Source organism: Maricaulis sp., from assembly GCF_034670125.1.
In the GTDB taxonomy this organism is placed as follows: Bacteria; Pseudomonadota; Alphaproteobacteria; order Caulobacterales; family Maricaulaceae; genus Maricaulis.
Genome location: NZ_JAXMOC010000003.1, coordinates 1 through 23,383, shown reverse-complemented (window position 1 = coordinate 23,383; position 23,383 = coordinate 1). Strand labels below are relative to the sequence as shown.

Genomic DNA, 23,383 nt, shown 5'->3' with positions numbered 1-23,383 from the left:
TCGCATCAGATCGCCCATGCTCGTCCCGCTCCGCCTAGCCCTTATACACCGATTTCGCCCAGCGCCGATGGACCCAGAACCATTGCTCTGGCGCCTGACGGATCTCGCTTTCCACCCACTCATTGATACGCGTCACGGTCTCGACGATGGCGGCGGTCTTGTCGGGATTGGTGGAGATCTCGATCGGGTCATGGACCTCGACGCGGAAGCGGGCGCCGCCCATGCGCCGGATCGACAGCGGCAAGAGCGGGCAGCCATGGCGCATGGCCAGGCGGGTCGGGCCGGGTGCTGTCATCGAGGGCAGGCCGAAGAAGGGCGCTTCGATGCCGTCATTCATCTTCTGGTCGTTCATCAGCGCCACGGCCTCGCCGGCCTTCAGCGCCTGCATGAGGGCCTTGGCCCCGTCGCCGCCCTTGGCGGTCAGCGTCTTGACGCCATAGCCGACCCGCATGTCGGTGATGCGGCGATCGATCAGCGGGTTGTTGGCCGGGCGATAGGTGATGTGGCAGGGCAGGCCGGTCTGACTGATCGCGGCGGCGCCGATCTCCCAGTTGGAATGGTGCATCGAGATGATCACGGCCGGCTTGCCGGCATCGCGCAGGGCTTCGAACTTCTCGCGGCCGATGAATTCGACCCGCTCGTTGAATTGCGGCCCGGAGAACACGCCCAGATGCGGCATCTCACCGGCCAGGCGCCCGAAATTTTCCCACATGCCGCCCAGCAGGCGTTCGATCTCGGGGGGAGCGGCTTCGGGAAAGCAGCGTTGCATGTTGATGCGGGCGACCTTGTGGACCGGCATCATCGGACCCAGCTTGCGCAGCAGCGCGCCGGCGGCGTCCGACGCCTTGTCGATGCCCTTGATCTTGTACCAGCCGGCATAGGCGTCCCAGGCGGCGGCTTCAAATCGCCAGCCGATCCGGGTCAGGGCTGAGGCATTACGGGAGGCTTCTATCATGGACCGGATTTAACCAGCCTCGCCGCCCGCGTCCATGTCGGCGTCCATCACGTCGCGCAACAGGCCGTCCAGCGCGCCGGGATTGGCGAAGACGGCGCGGACCGGCCAGGCGGTGACACGGGCCTGTATCTCGGCGGGCAGGCGGACCCAGTCCTTCTCGGTCGTGATCAGCCGGGCGTCATGGGCTGCGGCCAGGGCGTCGAGATGGCGCACATCGCCGACGTTGAAGGCGTGATGGTCGCCATAGACCGCGACCTCGCCGATATCACCGCCGGCGGCCCGGAGCGCCTCGAAGAATTTTTCCGGCCGGCCGATACCGGCAAAGGCGATCAGTTTCCCGGTCGGCGGCGGCGCCAGCGGTTCCAGCCAGGCGTGGAAAACCGGGATGGATAGTTCGGTGAGGCCAAGCCCCGCCCAGTCCGGCTCGGTGGCGGCATCGGGCATCATCACGACCACCGCATCGGCGCGGGCGAGGCCGGTCGCGACCGGCTCGCGCAGCGGACCTGCGGGGACAATCGTGCCGGGTCCCCAGCCGGTCAGCCCGTCGACAACGACGATCGAGCAATCCTTGGCCAGGTCCGGGTTTTGATGGCCGTCATCCATCAGCACCAGATCAACACCGCCCGCCGCCTCGATGGCGCGGCCACCGGCTGCGCGATCGCGGGCGATCCAGGCCTGGCCGGAGCGGGCAAGCAGAAGCGGCTCGTCGCCAACTGCGGCGGCATCATGAATATCCGGGTCGATGCGAAGCGGCCCGGCTTCGTGGCCGCCATAGCCGCGCGACAGGGAGGCGGCGGTCAGACCCATGTCGGCGAGGCGCTGCATCAGGGTCTGGGTGACCGGCGTCTTGCCGGTGCCGCCGACCGTCAGATTGCCGACGCAGACGACCTTGGGACCGATCCGGACCGGGGTCGCCGTGCGGAGGCGACGGGCCACGGCCCAGGCGTGGATCCAGCCCAGCGGAGCCAGCAGGGCACGGGCGAGGGCCCCTGATCCGCGGCCTCCATCGGTGCGCCAGAAAGCCGGTTCTTTCATGCGTCGCGCTCCGTTTGGGTCGCGGGGCCAAGCAGCCCGAAGAGGGCCGTCAATGTGGTCTCGAGGGCTCCACCGGAGGCCTCGCTGATGGCCCGTTCGGCTGTGGCGCGGCCGGGCGCCTTGGCCTGCCAGACCTGTTCGACGGCGTCCGACAGGGACCGGGCGTCGGACACCTCGATCATCGCGGCGTGGCGCCGGTAGGCGGCGTAGAGATCATCGAAGCTGTCGACATGCGGGCCGGTGATCACACAGGCCCCGGCCTGGCTGGCCTCGATCGGATTGTGCCCGCCAATGCCGGGCTTCAGGCTGCCTGCGATCAGCGCGGCCGGGGCCAGCGCAAACCAGAGCGGCATCTCGCCCAGCGTGTCGGCGAGCCAGACCGTATCGGCGCCATCCGGAACTTCACCGGCGGAGCGACGCGCCAGTTTGAAACCGCGTTTCCGGATCAGGGCGGCCAACTCCCTGCCGCGCTCTGGATGTCGCGGTGCCAGGATGAGAAGGGCGCCGGGATGGGTCTCGCGCAACAGGGCGTGTGCGGCCAGGATGGTGCCGTCCTCGCCGTCATGGGTCGACGCGGCAAGCCAGACCGGGCGGCCGGCCAAGGCGATCTTCAAGGATGACAGCTCGCGGGCGTCCGGGGCGGGTGGCCGGGCTTCCAGCTTCAGATTGCCAGCCAGCACAACTTCGCGGCCGGTGAGGTCTTCCAACCCGTCGCGGGTGCGGGTATCGGCGGCACCGATCCAGGCGAAGCTCTCCATCAGGCAGCGAACGGCATCGCCCCGCTTGCGCCAGCGTGACAGGGAGGCGGCGTTCATGCGGGCATTGACCAGGGCCATCGGAATTCCGCGATCGCGCGCTTCCAGCAGCAGGTTTGGCCACAATTCGGACTCCGCGAAGACGCCGATATCCGGACGCCAGTGATCGAGGAAACGGCGTACAGCCCCGGGCGTGTCGACCGGCACATATTGGTGTTTGGCTTGTGGCGGCAAACGCCTGTCCATCAAGGCTGCCGATGTGACGGTGCCGGTCGTGACGAGGAATTCCAGCTCCGGTTCGCGCGCCGCCAGATGGTCGATCAATGTCGCCAGCACCAGGCTTTCGCCGACGCTGGCTCCGTGCAGCCAGACCAGCATGCCCTCGGGCCGCTGGATTTCGGCCCGGCCGAGACGTTCATGGCGGCGGGCGCTGTCTTCCTTGCCGGCGCGCGCCCGGCGCGACAGGACGAGCGGCAGAAGGGGGGCGGCGAGCGCCGTCAGCCCGCGATAGAGGTGGAGCGAGGCCGGCAGGCTCACGCTGTCGCTCCCGCCTCGCCGCTCCCGTCGCGGCTGGCCTTGGGATCGGCGCGCCCCGTTCCCGGGCGTTGTTTGGCATCAGGCTCGACGACGACCCCGGCCACGGCCTCGTCGGCTTCGCGGGTGAGGGCGTTGAGCTGGGTTTCGAGGTTCAGTCGGGCGCTCTCAAGGTCGGCCTGGCTGGCATCTTTGGCGACGTGGATCGGCTCACCCCAGATGATGATGCCGCGGGTGAAGAAGTGTGGCAGGCAGTGATGGTCCCAGGCCTTGCGCAGGATGGTCTTGCGATGGGTCGACCAGGTGAAGGGCAGGATCGGGACGCCGGTATCGCGGGCCATGCGGACCGCACCAAAGCCGGCCCGCATGCGCGGGCCGCGCGGTCCGTCCGGCGTCACCGCACCGCAGCCGCCGGCGTTGAGGTGATGGACCATCGCGCGGTAGGCCGCTTCCCCGCCCTTGGCGGCGCCCGGCTTGTCGGGATTGCGCGAGGAGCCGCGCACCACACCGACCTTGTACCAGCGCGCCAGCCGCGACCCGATCTCGCCTTCGCGTGATCGCGATGCCAGCGCGACCATCCGGTCCTTCTGTCGGGCCCAGCCGTGCAGGGCCATCAGGACGCGGCCGTGCCAGACGCAGCCGAGGATCGGCTTGCGCTCGTCCCAGACCGATTGGACGTAGGCGGTGTTGCGGTGTTCCCAGCGAATGGAGTGGCGGACCAGCTCCAGATAGAGCAGGACGAAGAAGGCTAGGACTTCCTGGGCCCAAGGCCGGGAGAGCAGGCGTTTCGACATGATGCTCCCTTGCTCACCCCGGTGAGGCAAAAGGTCAAGCATGGCGCGCGGTTGCGTCAAGGCCGAGACCGGCCTAAATGCGCTGCCAGACGAAAGGCCCAGCATGCCCTATGACCTGAACGACCCGACCGACCGCGAGCGCGCCTGGCAGGATTATCTGTGGAAGGATCACGGCATCCTGCGTCAGAAATTCCACAACATGCACGAGGTCGGTGGTGGCATGTGGCGGGCCAACCAGCCCTCACCGGAGCGGTTGGAGCAATTGGCGGCGGACGGGTTCAAGACCATTTTGAACATCCGCGGCACGCAGCCGGGTGTGTGCTATTATGATCTCGAGAAAGAGGCCTGTGAGAAACACGGCCTGACCATGATCGACATGCCCTTCGGTTCACGCGAGGCGCCGCATGTCGACCGCATGCAGCGGGCCGTGAAGATTTTCGAGACCATCGAATATCCGGCCCTGATCCACTGCAAGTCGGGCGCTGATCGGGCCGGTATCATCTCGGTGCTGTATGCGCTGACCAAGTTGAAGCTGCCCTATGATGAGGCCATCAAGCACCTGTCGCTGAAATACCTGCATGTGAAGGCCGGCAAGACCGGCGTGCTGGACTATTTCTTCGAGTGCTATCGGGCCTACAATGAAACCACGCCAACCGACTTCATGACCTGGGTGGAGACCGTCTATGACCGGGATGCGGTCCAGGCGGGCTTCATGTCGAGCTGGTGGGGCAACTTCCTGACGGACAAGCTGCTGCGCCGCGAGTAGGGCGAGGCCATTTTTTATGACCAGTGAATTCATCAGATATGACGACTCTTTCCACAGGATTGAGTCACATTAACCCTCGTTAACCACGTTCAGCTTCCCGCCTTGAGGGAGGCGGAGGGGAGAGGGGCTGATGCCGGATCTGGCCATACGTTCGGACTGTACGCAGGAGCGGTTGAACCGCCTCAATTTCCTGCTGTCACGCGAGTGTGGTCCGGCTTTCCTCGAGGCCTTTGTCAAGCAGACGGCCGAAGTCTTTGCCGCCGACCGTCTCTATATCGCCCGCATCGACGCCACGCATTCGCGCATGCGCACGCTCAAGGTCGCCTGCGGCAATGCGGTGGTCGGCAATTACTGTTACGAGCTGAAAGGGACGCCCTGTTCCGACGTCATGGACGCAGGCGCCGACATCTTTGAGGACAATGTGTCAGCGCGCTATCCGCGCGATTTCATGCTCGAGGAAATGGGCATGAGGGCTTATGTCGGCATGCCGCTCTACAACGGGGCGCAGTCGGTCGGGATCGTGGTGGCCATGTTCAAGCGCCCGGCCAGCGTCGCCGAGGAACTGCTCGCGGTGTTCAATCACTACCGTCGCCGCCTGACGGGGGAAATCCTGGCCGCCGAGTCCGGAGACCGGGCCGAGCTGGCGATGAAGGGCACGTCGGACGGCATTGTCGATATCTGCCTCGAGACGGATCAGATCTACATTTCGGCTCGTGGCCGCGAACTGCTGGGGTATCAGCCGCGCGAGTTCACAGCGGCCACTCCAACCTTCACCAGCCTGGTCCATCCCGATGATCAGCCGCGATTTCAGTCTGCCCAGCAAGCTCATTTCCGGGCCGGACGGCCGTTTGACCTGACGGTCCGGCTCAAGGTGGTCGGCGGCCTGCACCGCTGGTTCCGGATGCGCGGCGAAGCTGTCCGGACACCCGACGGTGACCCGGTCCGCATGGTTGGCGCGCTGACCGACATTCACGACCTGGTCGAAGCGCGCCAACAGGCGACCGAAGCCAGTCGCGCCAAATCGCGATTCCTGGCCACGATGAGTCACGAGGTCCGCACGCCGATGAACGGCGTGCTGGGCATGTCGGCCCTGCTGGCGACGACAGACCTGGAGCCGTCCCAGCGCGAGATGGTCAATCTGATCGAGGAGGCGGGCCAGTCCCTGCTGACCATCCTCAACGACATTCTCGATCTGGCCAATATCGAGTCCGGCCGGTTCGAAGTCGAGCCGGACAGTTTCAATCCGGCCGAACTGGTGCGAACGGTGGCCGGACCCTATCGTCTGAAGGCGATGGAGAAAGGTTTGAACCTGCACCTGGAAATCGATCCGGTCGCCGAGCGCGAGGTTGTCGGTGACCCGGCACGTGTCCGCCAGATCCTGTCCAACCTGTTGTCGAACGCCGTCAAGTTCTCGGATCGCGGTGAGGTCCGGGTGCGGTGCCTGATGACCCAGGCTGCCGATCGTTCGCGGGACGTCACCTTCGAGGTGGGCGATACCGGCATCGGGATGGACAGCGATCTTGTTTCGCGCATCTTCATGCCGTTCAGCCAGGGCGAAGCCGTCATGCAGCGCAAGAATGGCGGGACCGGGCTGGGCCTCGCCATCGCCAAGAAGCTGGCCGAGCTTATGGGTGGCGACATCACGGTGGAAAGCGCGCCGGGTGCCGGGTCGAAATTCACTGTGACGCTGCCGGAAGTCGGTCGCCGCATCGAGAGTGATGAGGCCCGCGAGGCCTGAACGGCAAGCCGGCCTAATCGCCGAATTGCACCCTGCACAGACGGGCATAGAGGCCGTCGCGGGCGACCAGCTCGTCGTGACGGCCCTCTTCGACGATGCGCCCGCCTTCCATCACATAGATCCAGTCGGCATGGCGCACGGTCGAAAGCCGGTGTGCGATCACCAGGCTTGTGCGGCCTTCCGACAGCCGTTCCAGCGCCGCCTGGACACGCTGTTCGGACTCGGTATCCAGCGCGCTGGTCGCTTCGTCGAGCAGCAGGATGGGAGCGTCTTTCAGGATTGCCCGGGCAATTGACAGGCGTTGGCGCTGTCCACCGGACAGGTTGCCGCCGCGCGGCCCGACCGGGCTGTCATAGCCGTCTGGCAAGGCCATGATGAAATCGTGCGCGTCAGCCGCCTTGGCCGCGGCGATAATGGCGTCTTCGCCGGCATCCAGGTCACCAAAGCCGATATTGGCCCGCACCGTATCATCGAACAGGGTCACGTCCTGGCTGACCAGGGCCATCGACCGGCGCAGGGAGGCGAGTGAGACCGAGCGTGTTTCGGTGCCGTCAATGATGATCGCGCCGGTCTGGGCGTCGTAGAGGCGTGGCAGCAGGTTGAGCACGGTCGATTTGCCGGAACCGGACGGTCCCACGAGGGCGATGGTCTGGCCCGGCTCGGCCTTGAGCGAGATGTCGGACAGGGCGACCGATCCGTCCGGATAGGCAAAGCTGATCCCCTCGAGACGGACAGCACCGTCGCTGACCTTGAGCGCCGGGGCGTCCAGGGTCGTGGTCACGGTCTCGTCCGTGTCGAGCACGGTGAAGATGCGTTCGAGAACGGCAAAGCCCTCCTGCACCACGGCGTTGAGCGTGCCCAGCGCCCGGATCGCCGGCGAGATCACACCGATTCCGGTCAGAACGCCGATGATATTGCCCAGCGACGTGTCGCCATTGAGCATGCGCCAGCCGGCAAAGGCGACAAGTCCGGCAAAGGCCAGCCCGCCCACCACTTCCAGGATCGGATCGATGCGGGCCTTGTTCTCGGTGATCTTCAGGAGGAAGCGCAGCCGGTCGAAGAAAGATTTGCGGGCGCGCTCGGCTTCATAGGCCTCCAGCCCGTAGGTTTTGACCATGCGGGCGCCGGAAAAACTTTCCTCCAGCTGGCTGGTCACTTCGCCCATCTGCGTCTGGGCCTGGGAGGACGTCTTGCGCAGGCGCTGGCCAATCCGGATGACCGGCCAGGCGGCGATCGGATAGACGACCAGGATCAGCAGGGAAAGCATCCAGTCGAGGCTCAGCATCACGCCGATCGTGATCACCACGGTCAACACGTCCCGCATGAGATTGTTGGTCAGCCGGACAATCGTCTCGCGCAGCAGGGTGATGTCATTGGTGAAGCGTGAGACCAGCGAGCCGGTGCCCTCGGCCTGCAGGCGCGCAAAATCAGCCCGCACCAGCTTGCTGAACATGGCGTTTTGCAGGTCCTGCATGACATTCAGTGCCAGCCGGTTGGTCTGGACGGTCTGCAGATAGAGGCTGACACCGCGCAGGGTCGCAAGGCCAATCACCGCCAGTGGGGCGAGCGGGAAAAAGTCTGCCGCGCCGGCGTTCAGCTTGTCGAAGGTCCAGGCGATGACCCCGGCATAGGATGCAGCGGCCGCGGCGGTGATCGCCGACAGGACCAGCGCCAGGATGACGAGACCCGGACGACGCCACAGCCAGTCACGCCACAGGCGCTTGCCGAGTGTGGCCGTAGAGGAAGGTGGGGTCTCGCCTGTCACGCTGCGGACCGGACCCTAGCCGTCCTTCTTCTCGGTCGCGGGATCGAGAAGCTTGTGGGCGTGAATGACGAAATAGCGCATGTGGGCATTGTCGACCGTGCGCTGGGCGGCGCCCTTCCAGGCGGCCCGGGCCTCGGCATAGGTGCCGAAGGCGCCGACGAAATCGACTTCGTCGAGATCCTTGAACTCACAGTTTTGCGGGTCGACGCAGGCCAGCTCGCCACCGATGACGAGGTGCAGCAGCTGGTTGTTGATCTTCGTTTCACTCATGCCGGGCTCCTTGAATGGGGTGTCTGTCGCCGGCCCTAGAGGCCACCGACGGACATGGCGTCCACAAATACGCTGGGGGCGTTAACAGATCCCCGAAACTCCAGATCGCTGCCCGGAATCAGCCGGGCATAGATGTCGATCAGATTGCCGGCGACGGTGATCTCACTGACTGGATGGTCGATCTGGCCATTGCTGATCCGGTAGCCGGAGACCCCCACCGACCAATCGCCGGTGTTGGAATTGAGGGAGGGTCCGAACATTTCCATGATCAGCACGCCCTCGGTGATGCCGCCGATCAGATCATCGCGGCTGGTGGTGCCGGCTTCCATGTGGAAATTGGTCGGTCCGGCGCCGGGTGATCCACCCATTGACCGGCGGGCATGACCGGTCGGGGTCATGTCGAGCTGGCGCGCGGCGGCGGAATTGAGGAACCAGGTGGTCAGGCGGCCATCCTCAATGATGGCGCTGCGCCGGTTGACCGTGCCTTCGCCGTCGAAGGGCGCCGAGGCATGGCCCCAGGGGCGGTGCGGGTCGTCGATCACGGAGATACCGGGCGCAAAGATCTGCTCACCCAGCTTGTCGCGCAGGAAGGACACGCCGCGGGCAACGGCCGGGCCGGACGCGGCACCGGCCAGCGATCCGATGAAAGTGGTCGAGACGCGGCGGTCGAACACCACCGGCATGACGCCGGAGGGCAGCTTTTTCGGATTGACCCGGCGGGCGGCGCGTTCGCCGGCTTCGCGGCCGATCTCGACCCGGTCGCGCAGATCGGCGCGGCGACGGGCGCTGGTGGCGGCATAGTCCCGCTCCATTGCATCGTCAGGGCCGGCAATCACGCTGGCGCCATAACCGAACACGCTCTTCTTCCAGCCGGCATTGAAACCGGTCGAGGTGGCATAGGCTGCGGCACCCTGGCCGGAGGAGGCAAACGCCGCATCGGTCTTGGTCACGCCGTCGACCGCGCGGGCGGCTGTCTCGATCGCCAGCGCAGTCTCTTCCAGCTCTTCAGGCGTCCATTCGCCGGCCTCGAACTGCTCGATGTCGGGCGGTGACTGGCACAGGCGGGCCGGGTCGGCCAGCGCCGAGTAAGGGTCTTCCGGTGCCGCCTTGGCCATGGTCACGGCGCGGCCGATAGTGAAATCGCGGCCCTTTTCGGACAGGTCGGAGAAGGCAACGCCGGCCTGGCGTTTGCCGACAAAGACGCGCAGCCCGGCATCGAGGCTTTCCGAGCGGCCGATATCCTCCAGCCGGCCATCGCGCACGGAAAGCTCGGTTTCGCGCGACTCGGCGACCGAGGCCTCGGCGCTGTCGGCGCCGGCTTTCAGGGCACGGGCGACAAGATCGGCTGCAATCTCTTGCAGGGCGGCGGGGTCGGGGGCTTTGAACGTCTCTGTCATGTGAGCGCTATAGCCCCGCGAGGCCCCGCCGGGCAATGGCTCAACTGACCGCCGTCCAGATCAGGAAGCCGGATCCGGCGACAATGCTGATCCAGGTCAGCAGCGTGCCGATGAAACGTCCGGGTGTCGTTCCGGCCGATGTCAGCAGACCCCAGGCGTGCAGACCGCGTCCGACCGTCAGCAGGATGCCGACACCATGGACGACGAAGGTCGGTGCACTGGTCATCGCCAGGGCGCCAATGATGACAAGGGCGACCGGGACATATTCCACCGCATTGCCGTGTACCCGGCAGGCACGCTCCAGCTCGGCGTCATTGCCTGTGCCGATGCCGATCTTCGAGCGCTGCCGGTGCCGGATGACATTGTAGGCGAGGGCGATCAGCAACAGTCCGTTCAGCCCCGTATAGAGTGCGAATGCGTCAAGTCCGGTCATGATGGTTTCTCCCCTTTGACCTGTCCGTTCGTACGGACTTATTCGGTTTCCGCCGGTTCCTTCACGGCCTGGCGAATGGCATCGGCCAGCACCGCCGGTTCCTGGGCCCCCGAGACAGCAAATCGGCCATTGAAAATATAGGTGGGCACACCGGATACGCCGAGCTTGCGATAGAACAGTTCTTCGTCCCAAACCGCTTTTTCGTCCCGGTCGCTGGCCAGCAGGTCGGCGGTCACGGCGCCGTCGAGGCCGGCATCAGCGGCAAGGGCAACCAGCGTGTCGCGGTCGCCGATGTCCCGCCCCTGGGTGAAGAAAGCCGAAAACAGCGCCTCCGCCATTTCGGCGCTACGGCCCTGTCCGCCCGCCCAGCGCATCAGCCGGTGGGCGTCCAGCGTGTTTGGGCGCACGGTGATGTCGTCAAAGCGAAAATCAATCCCGGCCGCCGGGCCGGCCTGTTCGAGATGATCGCGCATGGCTTTCCAGCGGCCCGACGCTTCGGCGCCGGAGAATTTCTCGCGCATGTAGTCCTTGTAGGGACGGCCCTCGCGGGCCAGCGTCGGGTCGAGCTGGTAGGGACGCCAGACGGTCTCGACGGGAGTGTCGGCCGTCAGCTTGATGGCCTGGTCCCAGTAACGCTTGCCAAGCCAGCACCACGGGCAGACGAGATCGGAGACAATGTCGACAGTTACAGGATGGGTCATGCCGGTGATTTAGGCATGTTCGCGGCAAATTGCGAGGCTGGTTTCGCCGTGATGGCGCGGGCTCGTCATCCCCCCGGCTTGGACACCAGGCCATCGCGGACCTGTGAACGAGGGGATGACGCCCACCGGCCACCCACCGACCGGAAGTCTGGCCGGCCCGGGTCGGGCCGGCAGGTCTTTGGCTAGACGGTGATGTCCAGCAATGTGTCTGCCATGTCGCTGGCAATCCGGGCGGTCATGGCCGAAGCGGAATGGGCCGCTTCCGCTTTCTTGAGCGCCACGGCTGCCTGGATGATGTCCTCACCCTTGGCCGCATTGTTGACGGCTTCACGGGCGGCATCGCCAGCGTGCGACTGGGCGGCCATCATGCCGGTGGCGGCGGTATTGAAAGCAATGTTCATGCGCGCAGCCTACGCGCGTTTCACGGGATCGTGCAGCGAAGATCGGGTTTACGGTTAAGGAAGGATGACGGGCGGATCGGTCGGTGTCGCGAGCGGACCGGGCCGGCTTGTGTCCCCCGGGACGGACGGATGGCTGTTCCCGCTGTTCCCTTGTCGGGTGAGGTGAGACAAGATCACCATCAATCAACGGCCTCAGAAAGGTGCCCTGCTACCATGACCAACCCGTCCACCCCGACCCTCAAGGTTGAGTTCGAACTGTCCGAATCCGATCTCGCCTTTTTCCGGGACCGTCTCGACAAGGCGCGCGAAGACCGTGCCGATCTGGACGAAAGCCGCATTACGGCTGGCGTGGCGGACATGATCAGCAAGGCGCTGGCGTCCAATCCGCCAGAGTTCGTCAAGTCCCGTCTGGGCCAGCTCGGCCCGTTGATCGGGATGCTGGACGATGCCGACTGGAAGCTGGAAGGCGATGACCGCGAACGCGTGCTCAACGCGCTGGCCTATTTCTCGGACCCGGAAGACCTGATTCCCGACGCCACACCGGGCATTGGCTATATCGATGACGCAATCATGATCGAGCTGGTCGCCGGCGGCCTGGCGCCGGAACTGGAAGCCTATGCCGACTTTGTCGCGCATCGCGAGGATCTCAAGGCGCCCGAAGCGACTGAAATGCCGCCGCTCGAGGATGTGCGCAAGGTGATGCAGAACCGCATGCGCCGTCGTCGTGGACGGGCCAAGGCCGGTGGCGTCTGGGGACACTCAACCGGATCGGTTCACCACTACTTCTAGAGGACAGATCGGACTGCCGGCCCGGCATCCTCCCTCAACCGGGTCAGCCCAAACTGGCAATCCGGGCGGTCAGACCGCCCGGATTGCCGGCTGTCTGGACTTGAGGAATTCACCGACACCGCGGGCGGCCTGGCGGATGCGCTGCTCGTTCTCGACCAGGGCCAGGCGGACAAAGCCCTCGCCATGTTCGCCAAAGCCGATGCCCGGTGCGACGGCGACCCCGGCTTCTACCATCAATTGCTTGGAAAACTCGAGCGACCCCATCTCTTCGCACCCGCTTGGCAGGGGCGCCCAGGCAAACATGGAGGCGTCCGGCGATGGTATTGGCCAGCCGGCGCGACCAAAGCTTTCCACCAGCACATCGCGTCGGTGCCTGTAGATGGCGCGGGTTTCGTCGACGCAGTCCTGCGGCCCGTCGAGGGCGGCGCAGGCGGCGACCTGGACCGGTGTGTAGGCTCCGTAGTCGAGATAGGATTTGACCCGGGCCAGGGCCCCGACCAGTCGCGGCGAGCCGGCGGCAAAGCCAACCCGGAAACCGGCCATCGAATAGGTCTTCGACATCGAGGTGAACTCGATCGTGCGCTCTTTCGCGCCGTCGACCTGCAACATGGACGGGGTCGGCTGGTCACCGAAATAGATCTCCGAATAGGCGAGATCCGACAGGATGAGCAGGTCGTGTCTGGCGGCGAACTTCACGACCTCCTTGTAAAATTCCAGCGAGGCGGTTTGTGCCGTGGGGTTGGAGGGAAAACAGACCACGACGGCAATCGGACTCGGGACCGTATGCCTCGCTGCGTGTTCGAGTCCGCGCAGATAGTCTTCCGGCGACGGGGCATGGACATGCCGTATCGTACCGCCGGCAATGAGAAAGCCGAATGTATGAATTGGATAGGACGGTGACGGCGCCAGCACGACATCGCCAGGTGCGGTGATCGCCTGGGCCAGATTGGCAAAGCCTTCCTTGGAGCCCAACGTGACGATGACTTCGCTGTCCGGATCAAGGTCGACATCGAAGCGCCGCTTGTAATAGCGCGCCTGGGCCTTGCGCAGGCCGGGAATGCCGCGCGAGGCGGAATAGCCGTTGGTGCGCGGGTTTTCGGTCGCTTCGCGCAGCTTCGCCAGGATGTGTGGCGGGGTCGGCAGGTCCGGATTGCCCATGCCGAAATCGATAATGTCCGCGCCATCAGCCCGCAATTTGGCCTTCAGTCGATTGACTTCTTCGAAAACATAAGGCGGCAGGCGCTTGGTACGGTGAAATTCCATCGTTGAATCCGGCATGTTCGAATTTTTTCCCATAGAACGCGGTCTCGCTACGTCCTGCAAGAGGCTAGACCCAGCGAAAGGCGGGAATTGGCAGGGATCGCGGCGGCATTGCGGCAGGTGAATTATCGCTTTGCCCTCTCGCCAAACCCGGCCAATGCGCATTAACGTGCCGGAAAATGGCCGGGGAGGGCTGAGCAATGTTTCAATCCATGATGACGCCGATATTGGCGCTGGTTTGCTGGACGCTGATCATGTGGGTCTGGCTCTACGCCACGCGTATCCCGGCGATGCGCAAGGCCGGAATTGATCCCGGCAAGACCCAGGAAAAGTCGGTGATGGACCGCTTGCCCATCGAGGTGCGGCGGATCGCGGACAATTACAATCACCTGCACGAACAACCGGTGATCTTCTACGCCCTGGTGCTCTATTCGCACCTGGCCGGCGTGTCGGACGAGTTCAACATCATGCTGGCCTGGGCCTATGTGCTGATCCGGGTGGTCCATTCGCTGATCCAGTGCCTGTGGAACTTCATCCCCATGCGCTTTCTGGTCTTCGCTCTGGGCTCGATCGTGCTGATCATCATGGCGGTGCGCAATGTGATGGCGGTGCTGACCTGACGCAGGGTCCGACAGCGGCACAGGATTTTCATCGTTCGCGCGAGGTGCTAACGGAGCAGCATGCACGCACCTGAAGCCAGACTCGCCCAAGTCATCGACCGGTTCGACCAGGTGGAAGCCCGCCTGGGCGCCGCCGGTGATGCCGAAGAAATCGTCAAGCTCTCCAAGGAGCATGCCGAGCTCAAGCCCGTGGCCGAAAAGGCCAATGCGCTGAAATCGGCCCGCGCCGAGCTTGCCGAGCTCGCCGAGATGATGGACGGCGATGATGCGGAAATGGCCGAGATGGCGCGGGAGGAATTCTACGCGCTGAAGGAGCGTCTGCCCGAGCTCGAGCACGCGATGAGCCTGATGCTGTTGCCGAAAGACAAGGACGACAGCGCCAATGCCATGATCGAGATCCGGGCCGGGACCGGCGGCGACGAGGCCGCCATTTTCGCCGGCAATCTCTATGGCATGTACCAGCGCTACGCCCAGCTGCAGGGCTGGAGCTGGGAGCTGGTGTCGGCCTCCGACGGTGAGCATGGCGGCTACAAGGAGGTGGTCGCCGCGATCTCCGGCAATGGCGTGTTCGGGCGGCTCAAGTTCGAGAGCGGCGTGCACCGGGTCCAGCGGGTTCCGGCGACCGAAAGTCAGGGCCGTATCCACACCTCCGCCGCGACGGTGGCGATCATGCCGCAGCCGGAAGATATCGATATCGAACTCGACATGGGCGATGTCCGCGTCGACACGATGCGGGCGTCGGGCGCTGGTGGCCAGCACGTCAACAAGACCGACAGTGCCGTGCGCATGACCCATATCCCGACCGGGCTTGTGGTGGTCTGCCAGGAAAAGTCCCAGCACCAGAACCGCGCCCGGGCCCAGGAAATCCTCAAGGCCAAGCTCTATGACATGCAGCGCGAGGCCGCCAATGCCGAGCGCGCCGCCGAGCGCAAGGGCCAGATCGGGTCAGGCGACCGCTCCGAGCGGATCCGCACCTATAACTATCCGCAGGGCCGGGTTTCCGATCACCGCATCAACCTGACCCTCTACAAGCTCGATGACATTGTCGCCGGGGATGGTCTGGACGAGGTCGTGACGGCCCTGATCGCGGAAGACCAGGCGGCTCGTCTGGCGGCCCTTGAAGACGACGCGTAGGCGCCATGTCGGGCGGGCCCTTCGACACGCTGGTCGACACCGCGAAGTCGGAGTTTGACGCCGCGGCCCACAAGCCCCTGCTGGAAGCTTGGCAGGGCCTGTCGCTGGCGGATGTCCGCGCCGACCTGAGTGCCCGGCTGATGGCGGCGGGGATCGATGAAGGCGCCGATGAGAGCCGCTTCCTGATCAATCATGTGCTGGCGCCAGCCCGTCTCGCCGATGCACTGGCCGACCCGGCCCTGTTCTCCTGGCAGGCGGCCGACCAGCTGGCGGCGCTCGCCTGGAGCCGGCTGGCGCGGGTGCCGCTGTCCCAAGTCCTGGGCAGCCAGCCATTCTGGACCCTCGATCTGGCTGTAACCGCGGATGTATTGACGCCCCGGGCCGATACCGAAGCGCTGGTCGAGGCGGTGCTGGCCGAGGTCGGCCGGGTCCCGGCCCGGCTGGTCGATCTGGGAACCGGGTCCGGAGCCATCCTGCTCGCCTTGTTGAGCGAACGTGAAAGCTGGACCGGGCTGGGCGTCGATTTGTCGGCGCCGGCCCTGGCAGTGGCGACAGCCAATGCCGCGCGGTGCGGTCTGGCGAATCGAGCCGGGTTTGCGCGAGGGCGCTGGGGCACCGGCCTGGCCGACGGATCGGCCGATGTGCTGGTCTCCAACCCGCCCTACATCGTCTCCGATGTCCTCGCCGGACTGGAGCCGGAAGTGCGCGAACACGAACCTGCGCTGGCCCTGGATGGCGGGATCGACGGGCTGGACGCCTATCGGGAGATCATCGCCGATTTGCCGCGCCTGCTGGCACCGGATGGCCTGTTCGCATTGGAAATCGGCCATGACCAGGGCGTCGCCGTGACTGCACTGGCGCGCGATGCGGGGCTGACCCGGATCCGGGTCCTGCCGGACCTGGCGGGGCATGATCGGGTCGTGATCGGGCGACGGGGCCCATGCACTGACGATCCGGACGGCTAAAAGGGGTTGGAATGGTCGGCCTCGCAGTCTAGGGTCCCGACCAAGGCAGGTGGATCGCGCCAGTACGGGGGTCTCGCGCGGCCGGATGACCCACTTGCCATTATCCGGTCAATCAGTTGGATCCCCACGGTATTAGCGCACAGGCTTGCACCTGCAAATGCACCGCCAAGCCCGAAGTCAGATTAGCATCGCTGTTGAACAGGATAGCGCGATATGAAGCGTCAACGTGGTCGAGGACGTAAGCCCGGCAATTCCGCAAACCGGAGCTATGAGAGCAATGGCCCGGAAGTGAAGATCCGCGGCAACGCGTCCCAGATCTATGACAAGTACATTCAGCTGGCGCGCGATGCCTCGCTGGCCGGTGACCGGGTGCGGGCGGAAAACCTGTTCCAGCACGCGGAGCACTATCTGCGCATCGTCCAGCTCAACCAGCCCAAGCGTGATCCCAACCAGGATGACGACAATAACGGCAATGACAGCCTCGATGACGAGGACGACGGTCAGCAGTCCGGTGGTCACCAGGGCAATAACCAGGATCGCCAGGACCGCCAGCCGCGCGAGCGGCGCGACCGCAATGACCGCAATGACCGAAATGACCGCAACGAACAGGGCGATGGGCGTGAGCCGCGTCGCGGTCGCAATAGCCGCAACCGCTCGAATGGTCGCGATCAGGACCGGTCCCAGGACCGTGACGGCAATCGCGAGCCGGCTGCCGACCCGCTCGGCGTCGTGACCCCGGAAGGGGAGAGCCAGGTCCCGGTCACCGATACCGGTGCCCCGTCCGAGGAGGCGCCGCGTCGCACGCGCCGTCCCCGCCGGACCAAGGCGGAAATGGAAGCGGCGCGTGCTGCCGAAGCGGCGCTCAAGACAGCGTCGGACGCGGCCGACAGCGATACGGGCGACAAGACCGGCGGTGACGATCCTGAAACCCAGGCCGCATAGGCTTGGCTGCCTGGATCAGGCTGTCTACGCTAGGCTGAACGGATCGCCCGGCGCGATGACGCCGTCTTCCAGGACGGACAGGTAAAGACCACAGTCCATGTGCCCGTAGTGCTCGAACAGCGCTGCGGGCACATCTGTATTGCGGACCCCGGTTTCGAGGTCGACGCTGGTCGCGGCGCAGCGCCGGATACGCGACTCGACGCGCAGTTCCACGCCGCCGATCCGGACGCATTGGCCGACCAGTTGAAATTCTTCCCACGCCGCCAAATCGTCGATCAGCAGGTTGCCGCGAAAACGCAACGGGTCGAGCGGCTGGCCGGTTCTCTCCGCAAGGTCCCGAACCGAGGCGGCATTGATCAGGGAAATCTGCGGCATCGGGATGTCGGTCATGGCCTGTCCCGGTGCATGGACCAGACGCAGCGGGCCGCGGATGGCAGAGCCGAGCAGGGTGCGAAGGCAATCGAACAATGGCGCATGGGTGGTCGGGTCTGCGAGCGCGACCTCGATCGGCGCCGCGCCATCGAGACTGACCGTGACCGTGTGCCCGTCTGGGGCGTACTGGCATTCCAGACGCGCCAGTTCCGCCTGTCCGGCGAGCATCAGGAAGTGTTTCTTTTTCACATGGCCCGGAGCCTTGTCGTCGAAGGGCGAGGGGCCGTTCTCGATCGCCCACGCGCGATCAAGCGGCAGGGTGGCATTGGCTGTCAGCTCGATGTGCGGCAGGACGTCCGGTCCAAGTCCCTTGATCGGAAATCGCGTGATGGCTGTAAGCTGGGGCATGGGATTGAGTCGCTCCGTGGGTTTCGCTCGAAACCGTGGTCAGAATGTCGCGGGTCAGCCCCTTGTGTTGTTGATATGCAACACCTACATGCGGTCTGAAACGCGATTTGGCCGTGCTTGATCAAGGCGGCAAAGCGCAACCTATCTCGCCTTATCCGGGGGATCGACATGGAATTCGATACTTATACAGACCGCGCGCGGTCGATCATCCAGGCCGCCCAAGGCTTGGCGCTCAAGTCCAGCCATCAGCAGTTTGCGCCTGTGCACCTGCTCAAGGCCCTGATGGACGACAATGCCGGTCTGGCCGGCAATCTCATCAAGGCCGCCGGCGGCCGCCTGCGGCAGGTCCAGGACGGTGTCGACCAGGCCCTGGCCTCCCTGCCACGCGTCGATGGCGCGGATGCCAAACTCTACCTCGCACCGGAAACCGCCAAGCTGTTCGGTGCAGCCGAGGAAGCCTCCAAAAAGGCGGGCGACCAGTTCGTCACCGCCGAGCGCCTCCTGCTCGCCATGGCCTTGGCCAGCGGCACCAAGGTGGCCGACATCCTCAAGGCCGCCGGCGTGACACCGCAGGCGCTCAATACCGCCATCAATGATCTGCGCCAGGGCAAGACCGCCGACAGCCAGTCGGCCGAGGATGGCTATGAGGCCCTGAAAAAGTATGCCCGCGACCTCACCGAAGTGGCGCGCGAGGGCAAGCTCGACCCGGTCATCGGCCGCGACGAGGAAATCCGCCGCGCGATCCAGGTCCTCTCGCGCCGCACCAAGAACAATCCTGTTCTCATCGGTGAGCCGGGCGTCGGCAAGACCGCCATAGCCGAAGGCCTGGCGCTGCGCATCGTCAATGGCGATGTGCCCGAAAGCCTGAAGGAAAAGCGCTTGCTGGCACTGGATATGGGCTCGCTGATCGCCGGCGCGAAATATCGCGGTGAGTTCGAGGAACGTTTGAAGGCCGTCCTGTCCGAGGTCGAGAACGCCAACGGCCAGATCATCCTCTTCATTGACGAGATGCACACGCTGGTCGGTGCCGGCAAGACCGATGGCGCCATGGATGCCTCGAACCTTCTGAAGCCGGCCCTCGCGCGCGGCGAGCTGCACTGTGTCGGTGCCACCACGCTGGACGAATACCGCAAGCATGTCGAAAAGGACGCGGCCCTGGCACGTCGCTTCCAGCCGGTCATGATTGAGGAGCCGACCGTCCAGGACACGGTCTCCATCCTGCGCGGCCTGAAGGAAAAATACGAGGTCCACCATGGCGTCCGCATTGCCGACAGCGCCATTGTCTCGGCCGCCAACCTGTCCAACCGCTACATCACCGACCGTTTCCTGCCTGACAAGGCGATCGACCTGATGGACGAGGCCTCGGCCCGACTGCGCATGCAGATCGACTCGAAGCCGGAGGAGCTCGACGAGATCGACCGTCGCGCCATCCAGCTGAAGATCGAGGCCGAAGCGCTGAAGAAGGAAAGCGACGACGCCTCCAAGGAGCGCCTGGCGACCATCACCAAGGAGGTCGCCGAGCTGGAATCACGGTCGGCCGAGCTGACCGCCACCTGGCGGGCCGAGAAGGACAAGCTGGCCTCGGCCACCACTTTCAAGGAAGCCATCGACCGGGCCCGCTCCGATCTCGCCGACGCCGAGCGTCGCGGTGATCTGGGTCGCGCCTCGGAGATCAAATACGGCCAGCTGCCGGATCTGGAACGTAAGCTCGCCGCTGCCGAAGCCGAGGGCGATGACGGGACCACGATGCAAGAGGTCGTCGATGACGAGCAGATCGCCCAGATCGTCTCGCGCTGGACCGGTGTGCCCGTCGACAAGATGCTCGAGGGTGAGCGCGACAAGCTGCTGCGCATGGAAGACGCATTGCGCGGCCGCGTGATTGGCCAGGATCCGGCTCTGGAAGCCGTCTCCGATGCCGTGCGCCGGGCCCGTGCCGGTCTCAAGGATCCGGCTCGTCCGATCGGCTCCTTCCTCTTCCTCGGGCCGACCGGTGTCGGCAAGACCGAACTGACCAAGGCGCTGGCCGAATTCCTGTTCGACGACGAGACCGCGGTCTCGCGCCTCGACATGTCGGAATACATGGAGAAGCATTCGGTCGCCCGCATGATCGGCGCGCCTCCGGGCTATGTCGGCTATGAGGAGGGCGGCGCCCTGACCGAGGCCGTGCGTCGCCGTCCCTACCAGGTGGTCCTGCTCGACGAGATCGAGAAGGCGCATCCGGATGTGTTCAATGTGCTGCTGCAGGTCCTCGATGATGGCCGGCTCACAGACGGGCAAGGCCGCACCGTCGATTTCCGCAACACCATCATCATCATGACCTCAAACCTGGGGTCCGAACACCTGCAACTCGTCGACGATGTCGAAGAGGCGCGCGACAGTGTGATGGCCGTGGTGCGCGGGCATTTCCGCCCGGAGTTCCTCAACCGGATCGACGAGATCATCCTCTTTCGCAAGTTGGCGGAAGAACATATGGGCGCGATTGTCGACATCCAGCTGGGTTATCTCGACCGCCTGCTGGCCGACCGCCGCATGACCGTCGAGATCGATGCCGGCGCCCGCTCCTGGCTCGCCGCCAAGGGCTATGACCCGGCCTATGGCGCGCGTCCCCTGAAGCGCGTCATCCAGAAAGAGCTCCAGGACCCGCTGGCCCGCCTGCTGCTGGAAGGCAGCATCAAGGATGGCGATGCCATCGAGGTCTCCACCGAGGCAGGCGTGCTGACTGTGAACGGCGTCGCCGTGGGGGTGAGAGCGCCCAAGCCGGAAGCGGTGAATTGAGTTCGGGGACAGGTGTAATTAACGCCCCGCGTTAATTATACCTGTCCCCTGTTTGCTGTGCCGGGACGGTCGTGATGCCGATCCGTTGCCGTTGGCAATTGGCTGACAAGCCAAGAATGAATATCTCCCCGCACAGCGCGGGCATAGCCGACAAGAAATAGGGCTAGTTGCGCCCCGCAAACCACCCCTGCGTCCGGTTGGCAAACGCCACCAGCGACAGCATTACCGGCACTTCCACCAGCACCCCGACCACGGTCGCCAGCGCAGCGCCGGAATTCAAGCCGAACAGGCTGATGGCGACGGCGACGGCCAGCTCGAAGAAGTTCGAGGTGCCGATCAGCGCGCACGGGGCGGCGATGTTGAACGGGGTCTTCCACAGCCAGGCGACGCCATAGGCGATGGCGAAGATGCCATAGGTCTGGATGAGGAGCGGCGTCGCGATGATGGCGATGGTGATGGGCTGGGTCAGGATGGTCTCGCCCTGAAAGCCGAACAGGATGATGACGGTGCCGATCAGGCCGATGATCGAGGCTGGCTTGATCAGCGCCGTGAAGTCACCGACAGCCCTGTCGGCATCGGCGGCGGATTTGCCGCGCGACAGCGCCTTGCGGGTCAGCCAGCCGGCGATCAGCGGGATGACGACATACAAGCCGACCGAAAGCAGGAGCGTGTCCCAGGGCACGGTGATGTCGGTCACGCCCAGCAGGAGCGCGACGATCGGGGCAAAGGCGACGACCATGATGAGGTCATTGGCGGCGACCTGCACCAGCGTATAATTGGCGTCGCCCTTGGTCAGTTGTGACCAGACAAAGACCATCGCCGTGCACGGCGCGGCGCCGAGGATAATCACGCCGGCCAGGTATTGCTGCGCGTCTTCGGGCTGCAGCCAGGGCGCGAACACATGTTCGAAGAACAGGACACCCAGAAGCGCCATCGAGAAGGGCTTGATCAGCCAGTTGACCACCAGGGTGATGATCAGCCCCTTCGGTCGCTCGCCGACCCGGGCCAGGGAGGCGAAATCGATCTGGATCATCATCGGCCAGACCATGGCCCAGATCAGCACCGCAATGGCGAGATTGACCGAGGCGTATTCAAACCCGGCCAGCCAGGCGAACAGGTCCGGCACGATCACACCCAGCGCGATACCGCCGGCCATGCCCATGGCCACCCAGACCGACAGCCATTTCTCGAAAAAGCCGATACCGCCCGGGGCGGGTTGGTCTGATGTTGCGGTCATGGGGCTAGAAGTCCTGAAGCTTGATCTGGTCGAACGCGGATTGTAGCGCGACATGGTCGCTGCCCTGCAGTGCGGCGAGCAGGGCGAGGATGCGGGCGTCCAGGGCGCGGAACGTGTCGGCAAAGGCTTTGCGTGCGGCGTCGACGGTCTCGATGTCAGCCGGGTCGGGCAGGCCCCAATGGGCGCGCACCGGTGCTCCGGGCCCGACCGGGCAGACCTCGGCGGCGGCGCTGTCGCAGACCGTGATCACGGCATCGAGTTCGGGTGCATCGGGACCGGCGAACTCGTCCCAACTCTTGGAGCGATAGCCGTCAGATGGCAGGTCGTTGGCGACAAGGGTTTCCAGGGCCAGCGGATTGGGTGTGCCGGTCGGGCTGGAACCGGCCGAGAACGCGCGGATACGACCGTCGCCGCGCGCATTGAGCAGCGCCTCGGCCAGGATGGAGCGGGCCGAATTGCCCGTGCAAAGCACCAGAATGTTCAGCATGCGACCCCGCCCGCAGACTTGACTGTTGGCGGGGTCGTACTGGTTCGGCGGGCGCCTTACAACAGGTTTTCGTTTCGCGTTTTACCGAAGCGACAATTGCAGGTGAGGTGTCCCGTCGGATGTGCGCTCGACGGACCGTCCATCCTTGTTGACCGTACCGCTGATGCGGCGGCGCAAATTCGAGAAGCCATCGAATTTCACTGTATCGACAGCCTCGTCGAGATTCAGCGATACCCGCCAGCCACCATTGCCACCGGCAATGCTTCGAAGGCCGATGATGTCGGCCTCGAATGCCTGGCCAAGATAACGACCGCGGACGCGTCCGCCCACCGCCAAGGGGGTATCGGGTCGGTTGCCGGCCTTGGCGCTCAGCGTGTTCCAGTCGCGATAGCCCATCTGGTGGGCGAGGAGTTCCAGCGATTCACCATGGGAGACGAAATTGCCTTCCGCTTCGAGCGCTTTTCGAAGGCGTTTGGCCTGGGCTTTCAGCGCGTCGCGCGAAAGCGGTTGGGATGAGGTCATGACATGCCCTTCTTTCCTGGCATGCGGATCAGATGATGGGGCTCGCCTTGCCATCCCGCCGCATGTCGAAAAGACGTGAGGGAAATGTCGTGTTCCAAGGGAGATTTCACCAGGGCCAAAAGCCTGCGAGCGGCGGGCACCTCCATGCCTGAGGTGCTAGATAGGCGCGGCGAGGGCGGGGGTCAATGGGGCGCGTGCCGGTTGTCATCAAGTCAGTTGTGACGTTTGTCGATTCGCGTCTCTGACGCGTGCGTTTGCGATGACGAGGATTTTTCTGGCGAGGGCTGTGAGGGCGACGCGCTTGGGTTTTCCTGCGTCGACGAGGCGG

The 23,383-nt window shown here is 64.8% G+C and carries 23 protein-coding genes and 1 pseudogene; 8 read left to right on the top strand and 16 right to left on the bottom strand.

The genetic code is table 11. From position 1 onward, the window contains the following. Positions 1-34 precede the first annotated feature (34 nt). From VOI18_RS06260 to VOI18_RS06245, 4 genes are read right to left on the bottom strand one after another with little or no spacing between them, the layout of a single operon-like run. A complete protein-coding gene (locus VOI18_RS06260) occupies positions 35-955 on the bottom strand; it encodes a lysophospholipid acyltransferase family protein (protein ID WP_323761538.1) in 921 nt (306 codons plus the stop codon). A 9-nt stretch (positions 956-964) separates the two neighbouring features. Then, entirely contained in the window at positions 965-1,990 is a 1,026-nt protein-coding gene (gene lpxK, locus VOI18_RS06255; RefSeq protein WP_323761537.1) for a tetraacyldisaccharide 4'-kinase, read from the bottom strand. Continuing rightward, a complete protein-coding gene (locus tag VOI18_RS06250; protein ID WP_323761536.1) occupies positions 1,987-3,282 on the bottom strand; it encodes a 3-deoxy-D-manno-octulosonic acid transferase in 1,296 nt (431 codons plus the stop codon). Before VOI18_RS06250 ends, lpxK begins: the two co-directional genes overlap by 4 nt. Continuing rightward, positions 3,279-4,073, bottom strand: a complete 795-nt coding sequence (locus VOI18_RS06245; RefSeq protein ID WP_323761535.1) for a lysophospholipid acyltransferase family protein — start codon at positions 4,071-4,073, stop codon at positions 3,279-3,281. The genes VOI18_RS06250 and VOI18_RS06245 overlap by 4 nt, the downstream gene beginning before the upstream one ends. Before the next feature lie 103 nt (positions 4,074-4,176). On the opposite strand from VOI18_RS06245, the gene VOI18_RS06240 reads away from it, so the two are divergent. Continuing rightward, complete coding sequence (locus VOI18_RS06240) at positions 4,177-4,839, top strand: fused DSP-PTPase phosphatase/NAD kinase-like protein (protein WP_323761534.1); 663 nt, start codon at positions 4,177-4,179, stop codon at positions 4,837-4,839. 130 nt (positions 4,840-4,969) lie between these two features. After that, entirely contained in the window at positions 4,970-6,577 is a 1,608-nt protein-coding gene (locus VOI18_RS06235; protein ID WP_323761533.1) for a sensor histidine kinase, read from the top strand. A 13-nt stretch (positions 6,578-6,590) separates the two neighbouring features. On the opposite strand, the gene VOI18_RS06230 is transcribed toward VOI18_RS06235, so the two are convergent. The 6 genes from VOI18_RS06230 to VOI18_RS06205 form a co-directional block, all read right to left on the bottom strand. Continuing rightward, positions 6,591-8,342 carry an ABC transporter ATP-binding protein gene (locus VOI18_RS06230; protein ID WP_323761532.1) on the bottom strand — a complete coding sequence of 584 codons (1,752 nt, stop codon included), beginning with the start codon at positions 8,340-8,342 and terminating at the stop codon, positions 6,591-6,593. Positions 8,343-8,357: 15 nt separating this feature from the next. After that, a complete protein-coding gene (locus VOI18_RS06225) occupies positions 8,358-8,612 on the bottom strand; it encodes a DUF4170 domain-containing protein (RefSeq protein ID WP_011642578.1) in 255 nt (84 codons plus the stop codon). A gap of 35 nt (positions 8,613-8,647) precedes the next feature. Beyond that, positions 8,648-10,009 carry a TldD/PmbA family protein gene (locus tag VOI18_RS06220; RefSeq protein WP_323761531.1) on the bottom strand — a complete coding sequence of 454 codons (1,362 nt, stop codon included), beginning with the start codon at positions 10,007-10,009 and terminating at the stop codon, positions 8,648-8,650. Between the two features lie 40 nt (positions 10,010-10,049). Further along, entirely contained in the window at positions 10,050-10,442 is a 393-nt protein-coding gene (locus tag VOI18_RS06215; RefSeq protein WP_323761530.1) for an MAPEG family protein, read from the bottom strand. Positions 10,443-10,480: 38 nt separating this feature from the next. Continuing rightward, positions 10,481-11,143, bottom strand: coding sequence for a DsbA family oxidoreductase (locus tag VOI18_RS06210; protein ID WP_323761529.1), 663 nt, complete (start codon positions 11,141-11,143; stop codon positions 10,481-10,483). A gap of 182 nt (positions 11,144-11,325) precedes the next feature. Continuing rightward, the gene (locus VOI18_RS06205) at positions 11,326-11,544 is read right to left on the bottom strand and encodes a hypothetical protein (protein WP_323761528.1); all 219 of its coding nucleotides are present in this window, start codon (positions 11,542-11,544) and stop codon (positions 11,326-11,328) included. A 213-nt stretch (positions 11,545-11,757) separates the two neighbouring features. Here VOI18_RS06205 and VOI18_RS06200 point away from each other — a divergent pair, with 213 nt between their 5' ends. Next, complete coding sequence (locus VOI18_RS06200) at positions 11,758-12,333, top strand: YkvA family protein (protein WP_323761527.1); 576 nt, start codon at positions 11,758-11,760, stop codon at positions 12,331-12,333. A 69-nt stretch (positions 12,334-12,402) separates the two neighbouring features. On the opposite strand, the gene VOI18_RS06195 is transcribed toward VOI18_RS06200, so the two are convergent. Further along, the gene (locus VOI18_RS06195) at positions 12,403-13,611 is read right to left on the bottom strand and encodes an LL-diaminopimelate aminotransferase (protein ID WP_323761526.1); all 1,209 of its coding nucleotides are present in this window, start codon (positions 13,609-13,611) and stop codon (positions 12,403-12,405) included. Between the two features lie 182 nt (positions 13,612-13,793). On the opposite strand from VOI18_RS06195, the gene VOI18_RS06190 reads away from it, so the two are divergent. The 4 genes from VOI18_RS06190 (at position 13,794) to VOI18_RS06175 (ending at position 17,254) form a co-directional block, all read left to right on the top strand. Continuing rightward, positions 13,794-14,213, top strand: a complete 420-nt coding sequence (locus VOI18_RS06190) for an MAPEG family protein (RefSeq protein WP_323761525.1) — start codon at positions 13,794-13,796, stop codon at positions 14,211-14,213. Between the two features lie 60 nt (positions 14,214-14,273). After that, the gene (prfA, locus tag VOI18_RS06185) at positions 14,274-15,347 is read left to right on the top strand and encodes a peptide chain release factor 1 (protein WP_323761524.1); all 1,074 of its coding nucleotides are present in this window, start codon (positions 14,274-14,276) and stop codon (positions 15,345-15,347) included. Between the two features lie 5 nt (positions 15,348-15,352). Continuing rightward, on the top strand, positions 15,353-16,312 hold the full coding sequence (gene prmC / locus VOI18_RS06180) for a peptide chain release factor N(5)-glutamine methyltransferase (RefSeq protein ID WP_323761523.1): 960 nt from the start codon (positions 15,353-15,355) through the stop codon (positions 16,310-16,312). A 213-nt stretch (positions 16,313-16,525) separates the two neighbouring features. Beyond that, on the top strand, positions 16,526-17,254 hold the full coding sequence (locus tag VOI18_RS06175) for a DUF4167 domain-containing protein (RefSeq protein ID WP_323761522.1): 729 nt from the start codon (positions 16,526-16,528) through the stop codon (positions 17,252-17,254). Between the two features lie 24 nt (positions 17,255-17,278). Here VOI18_RS06175 and VOI18_RS06170 read toward each other — a convergent pair whose 3' ends face one another. Further along, the gene (locus VOI18_RS06170; RefSeq protein WP_323761521.1) at positions 17,279-18,034 is read right to left on the bottom strand and encodes an MOSC domain-containing protein; all 756 of its coding nucleotides are present in this window, start codon (positions 18,032-18,034) and stop codon (positions 17,279-17,281) included. A 168-nt stretch (positions 18,035-18,202) separates the two neighbouring features. Here VOI18_RS06170 and clpB point away from each other — a divergent pair, with 168 nt between their 5' ends. Then, positions 18,203-20,809 carry an ATP-dependent chaperone ClpB gene (clpB, locus tag VOI18_RS06165; RefSeq protein WP_323761520.1) on the top strand — a complete coding sequence of 869 codons (2,607 nt, stop codon included), beginning with the start codon at positions 18,203-18,205 and terminating at the stop codon, positions 20,807-20,809. Between the two features lie 163 nt (positions 20,810-20,972). Here clpB and arsB read toward each other — a convergent pair whose 3' ends face one another. The 4 genes and pseudogenes from arsB to VOI18_RS15045 form a co-directional block, all read right to left on the bottom strand. Further along, a complete protein-coding gene (gene arsB / locus VOI18_RS06160) occupies positions 20,973-22,046 on the bottom strand; it encodes an ACR3 family arsenite efflux transporter (RefSeq protein WP_323761519.1) in 1,074 nt (357 codons plus the stop codon). 4 nt (positions 22,047-22,050) lie between these two features. Then, positions 22,051-22,533 carry an arsenate reductase ArsC gene (locus tag VOI18_RS06155; RefSeq protein WP_323761518.1) on the bottom strand — a complete coding sequence of 161 codons (483 nt, stop codon included), beginning with the start codon at positions 22,531-22,533 and terminating at the stop codon, positions 22,051-22,053. Between the two features lie 81 nt (positions 22,534-22,614). Continuing rightward, complete coding sequence (locus tag VOI18_RS06150) at positions 22,615-23,055, bottom strand: glyoxalase superfamily protein (RefSeq protein ID WP_323761517.1); 441 nt, start codon at positions 23,053-23,055, stop codon at positions 22,615-22,617. 207 nt (positions 23,056-23,262) lie between these two features. Further along, positions 23,263-23,383, bottom strand: a pseudogene (locus VOI18_RS15045) (IS110 family transposase); the annotation flags it as partial.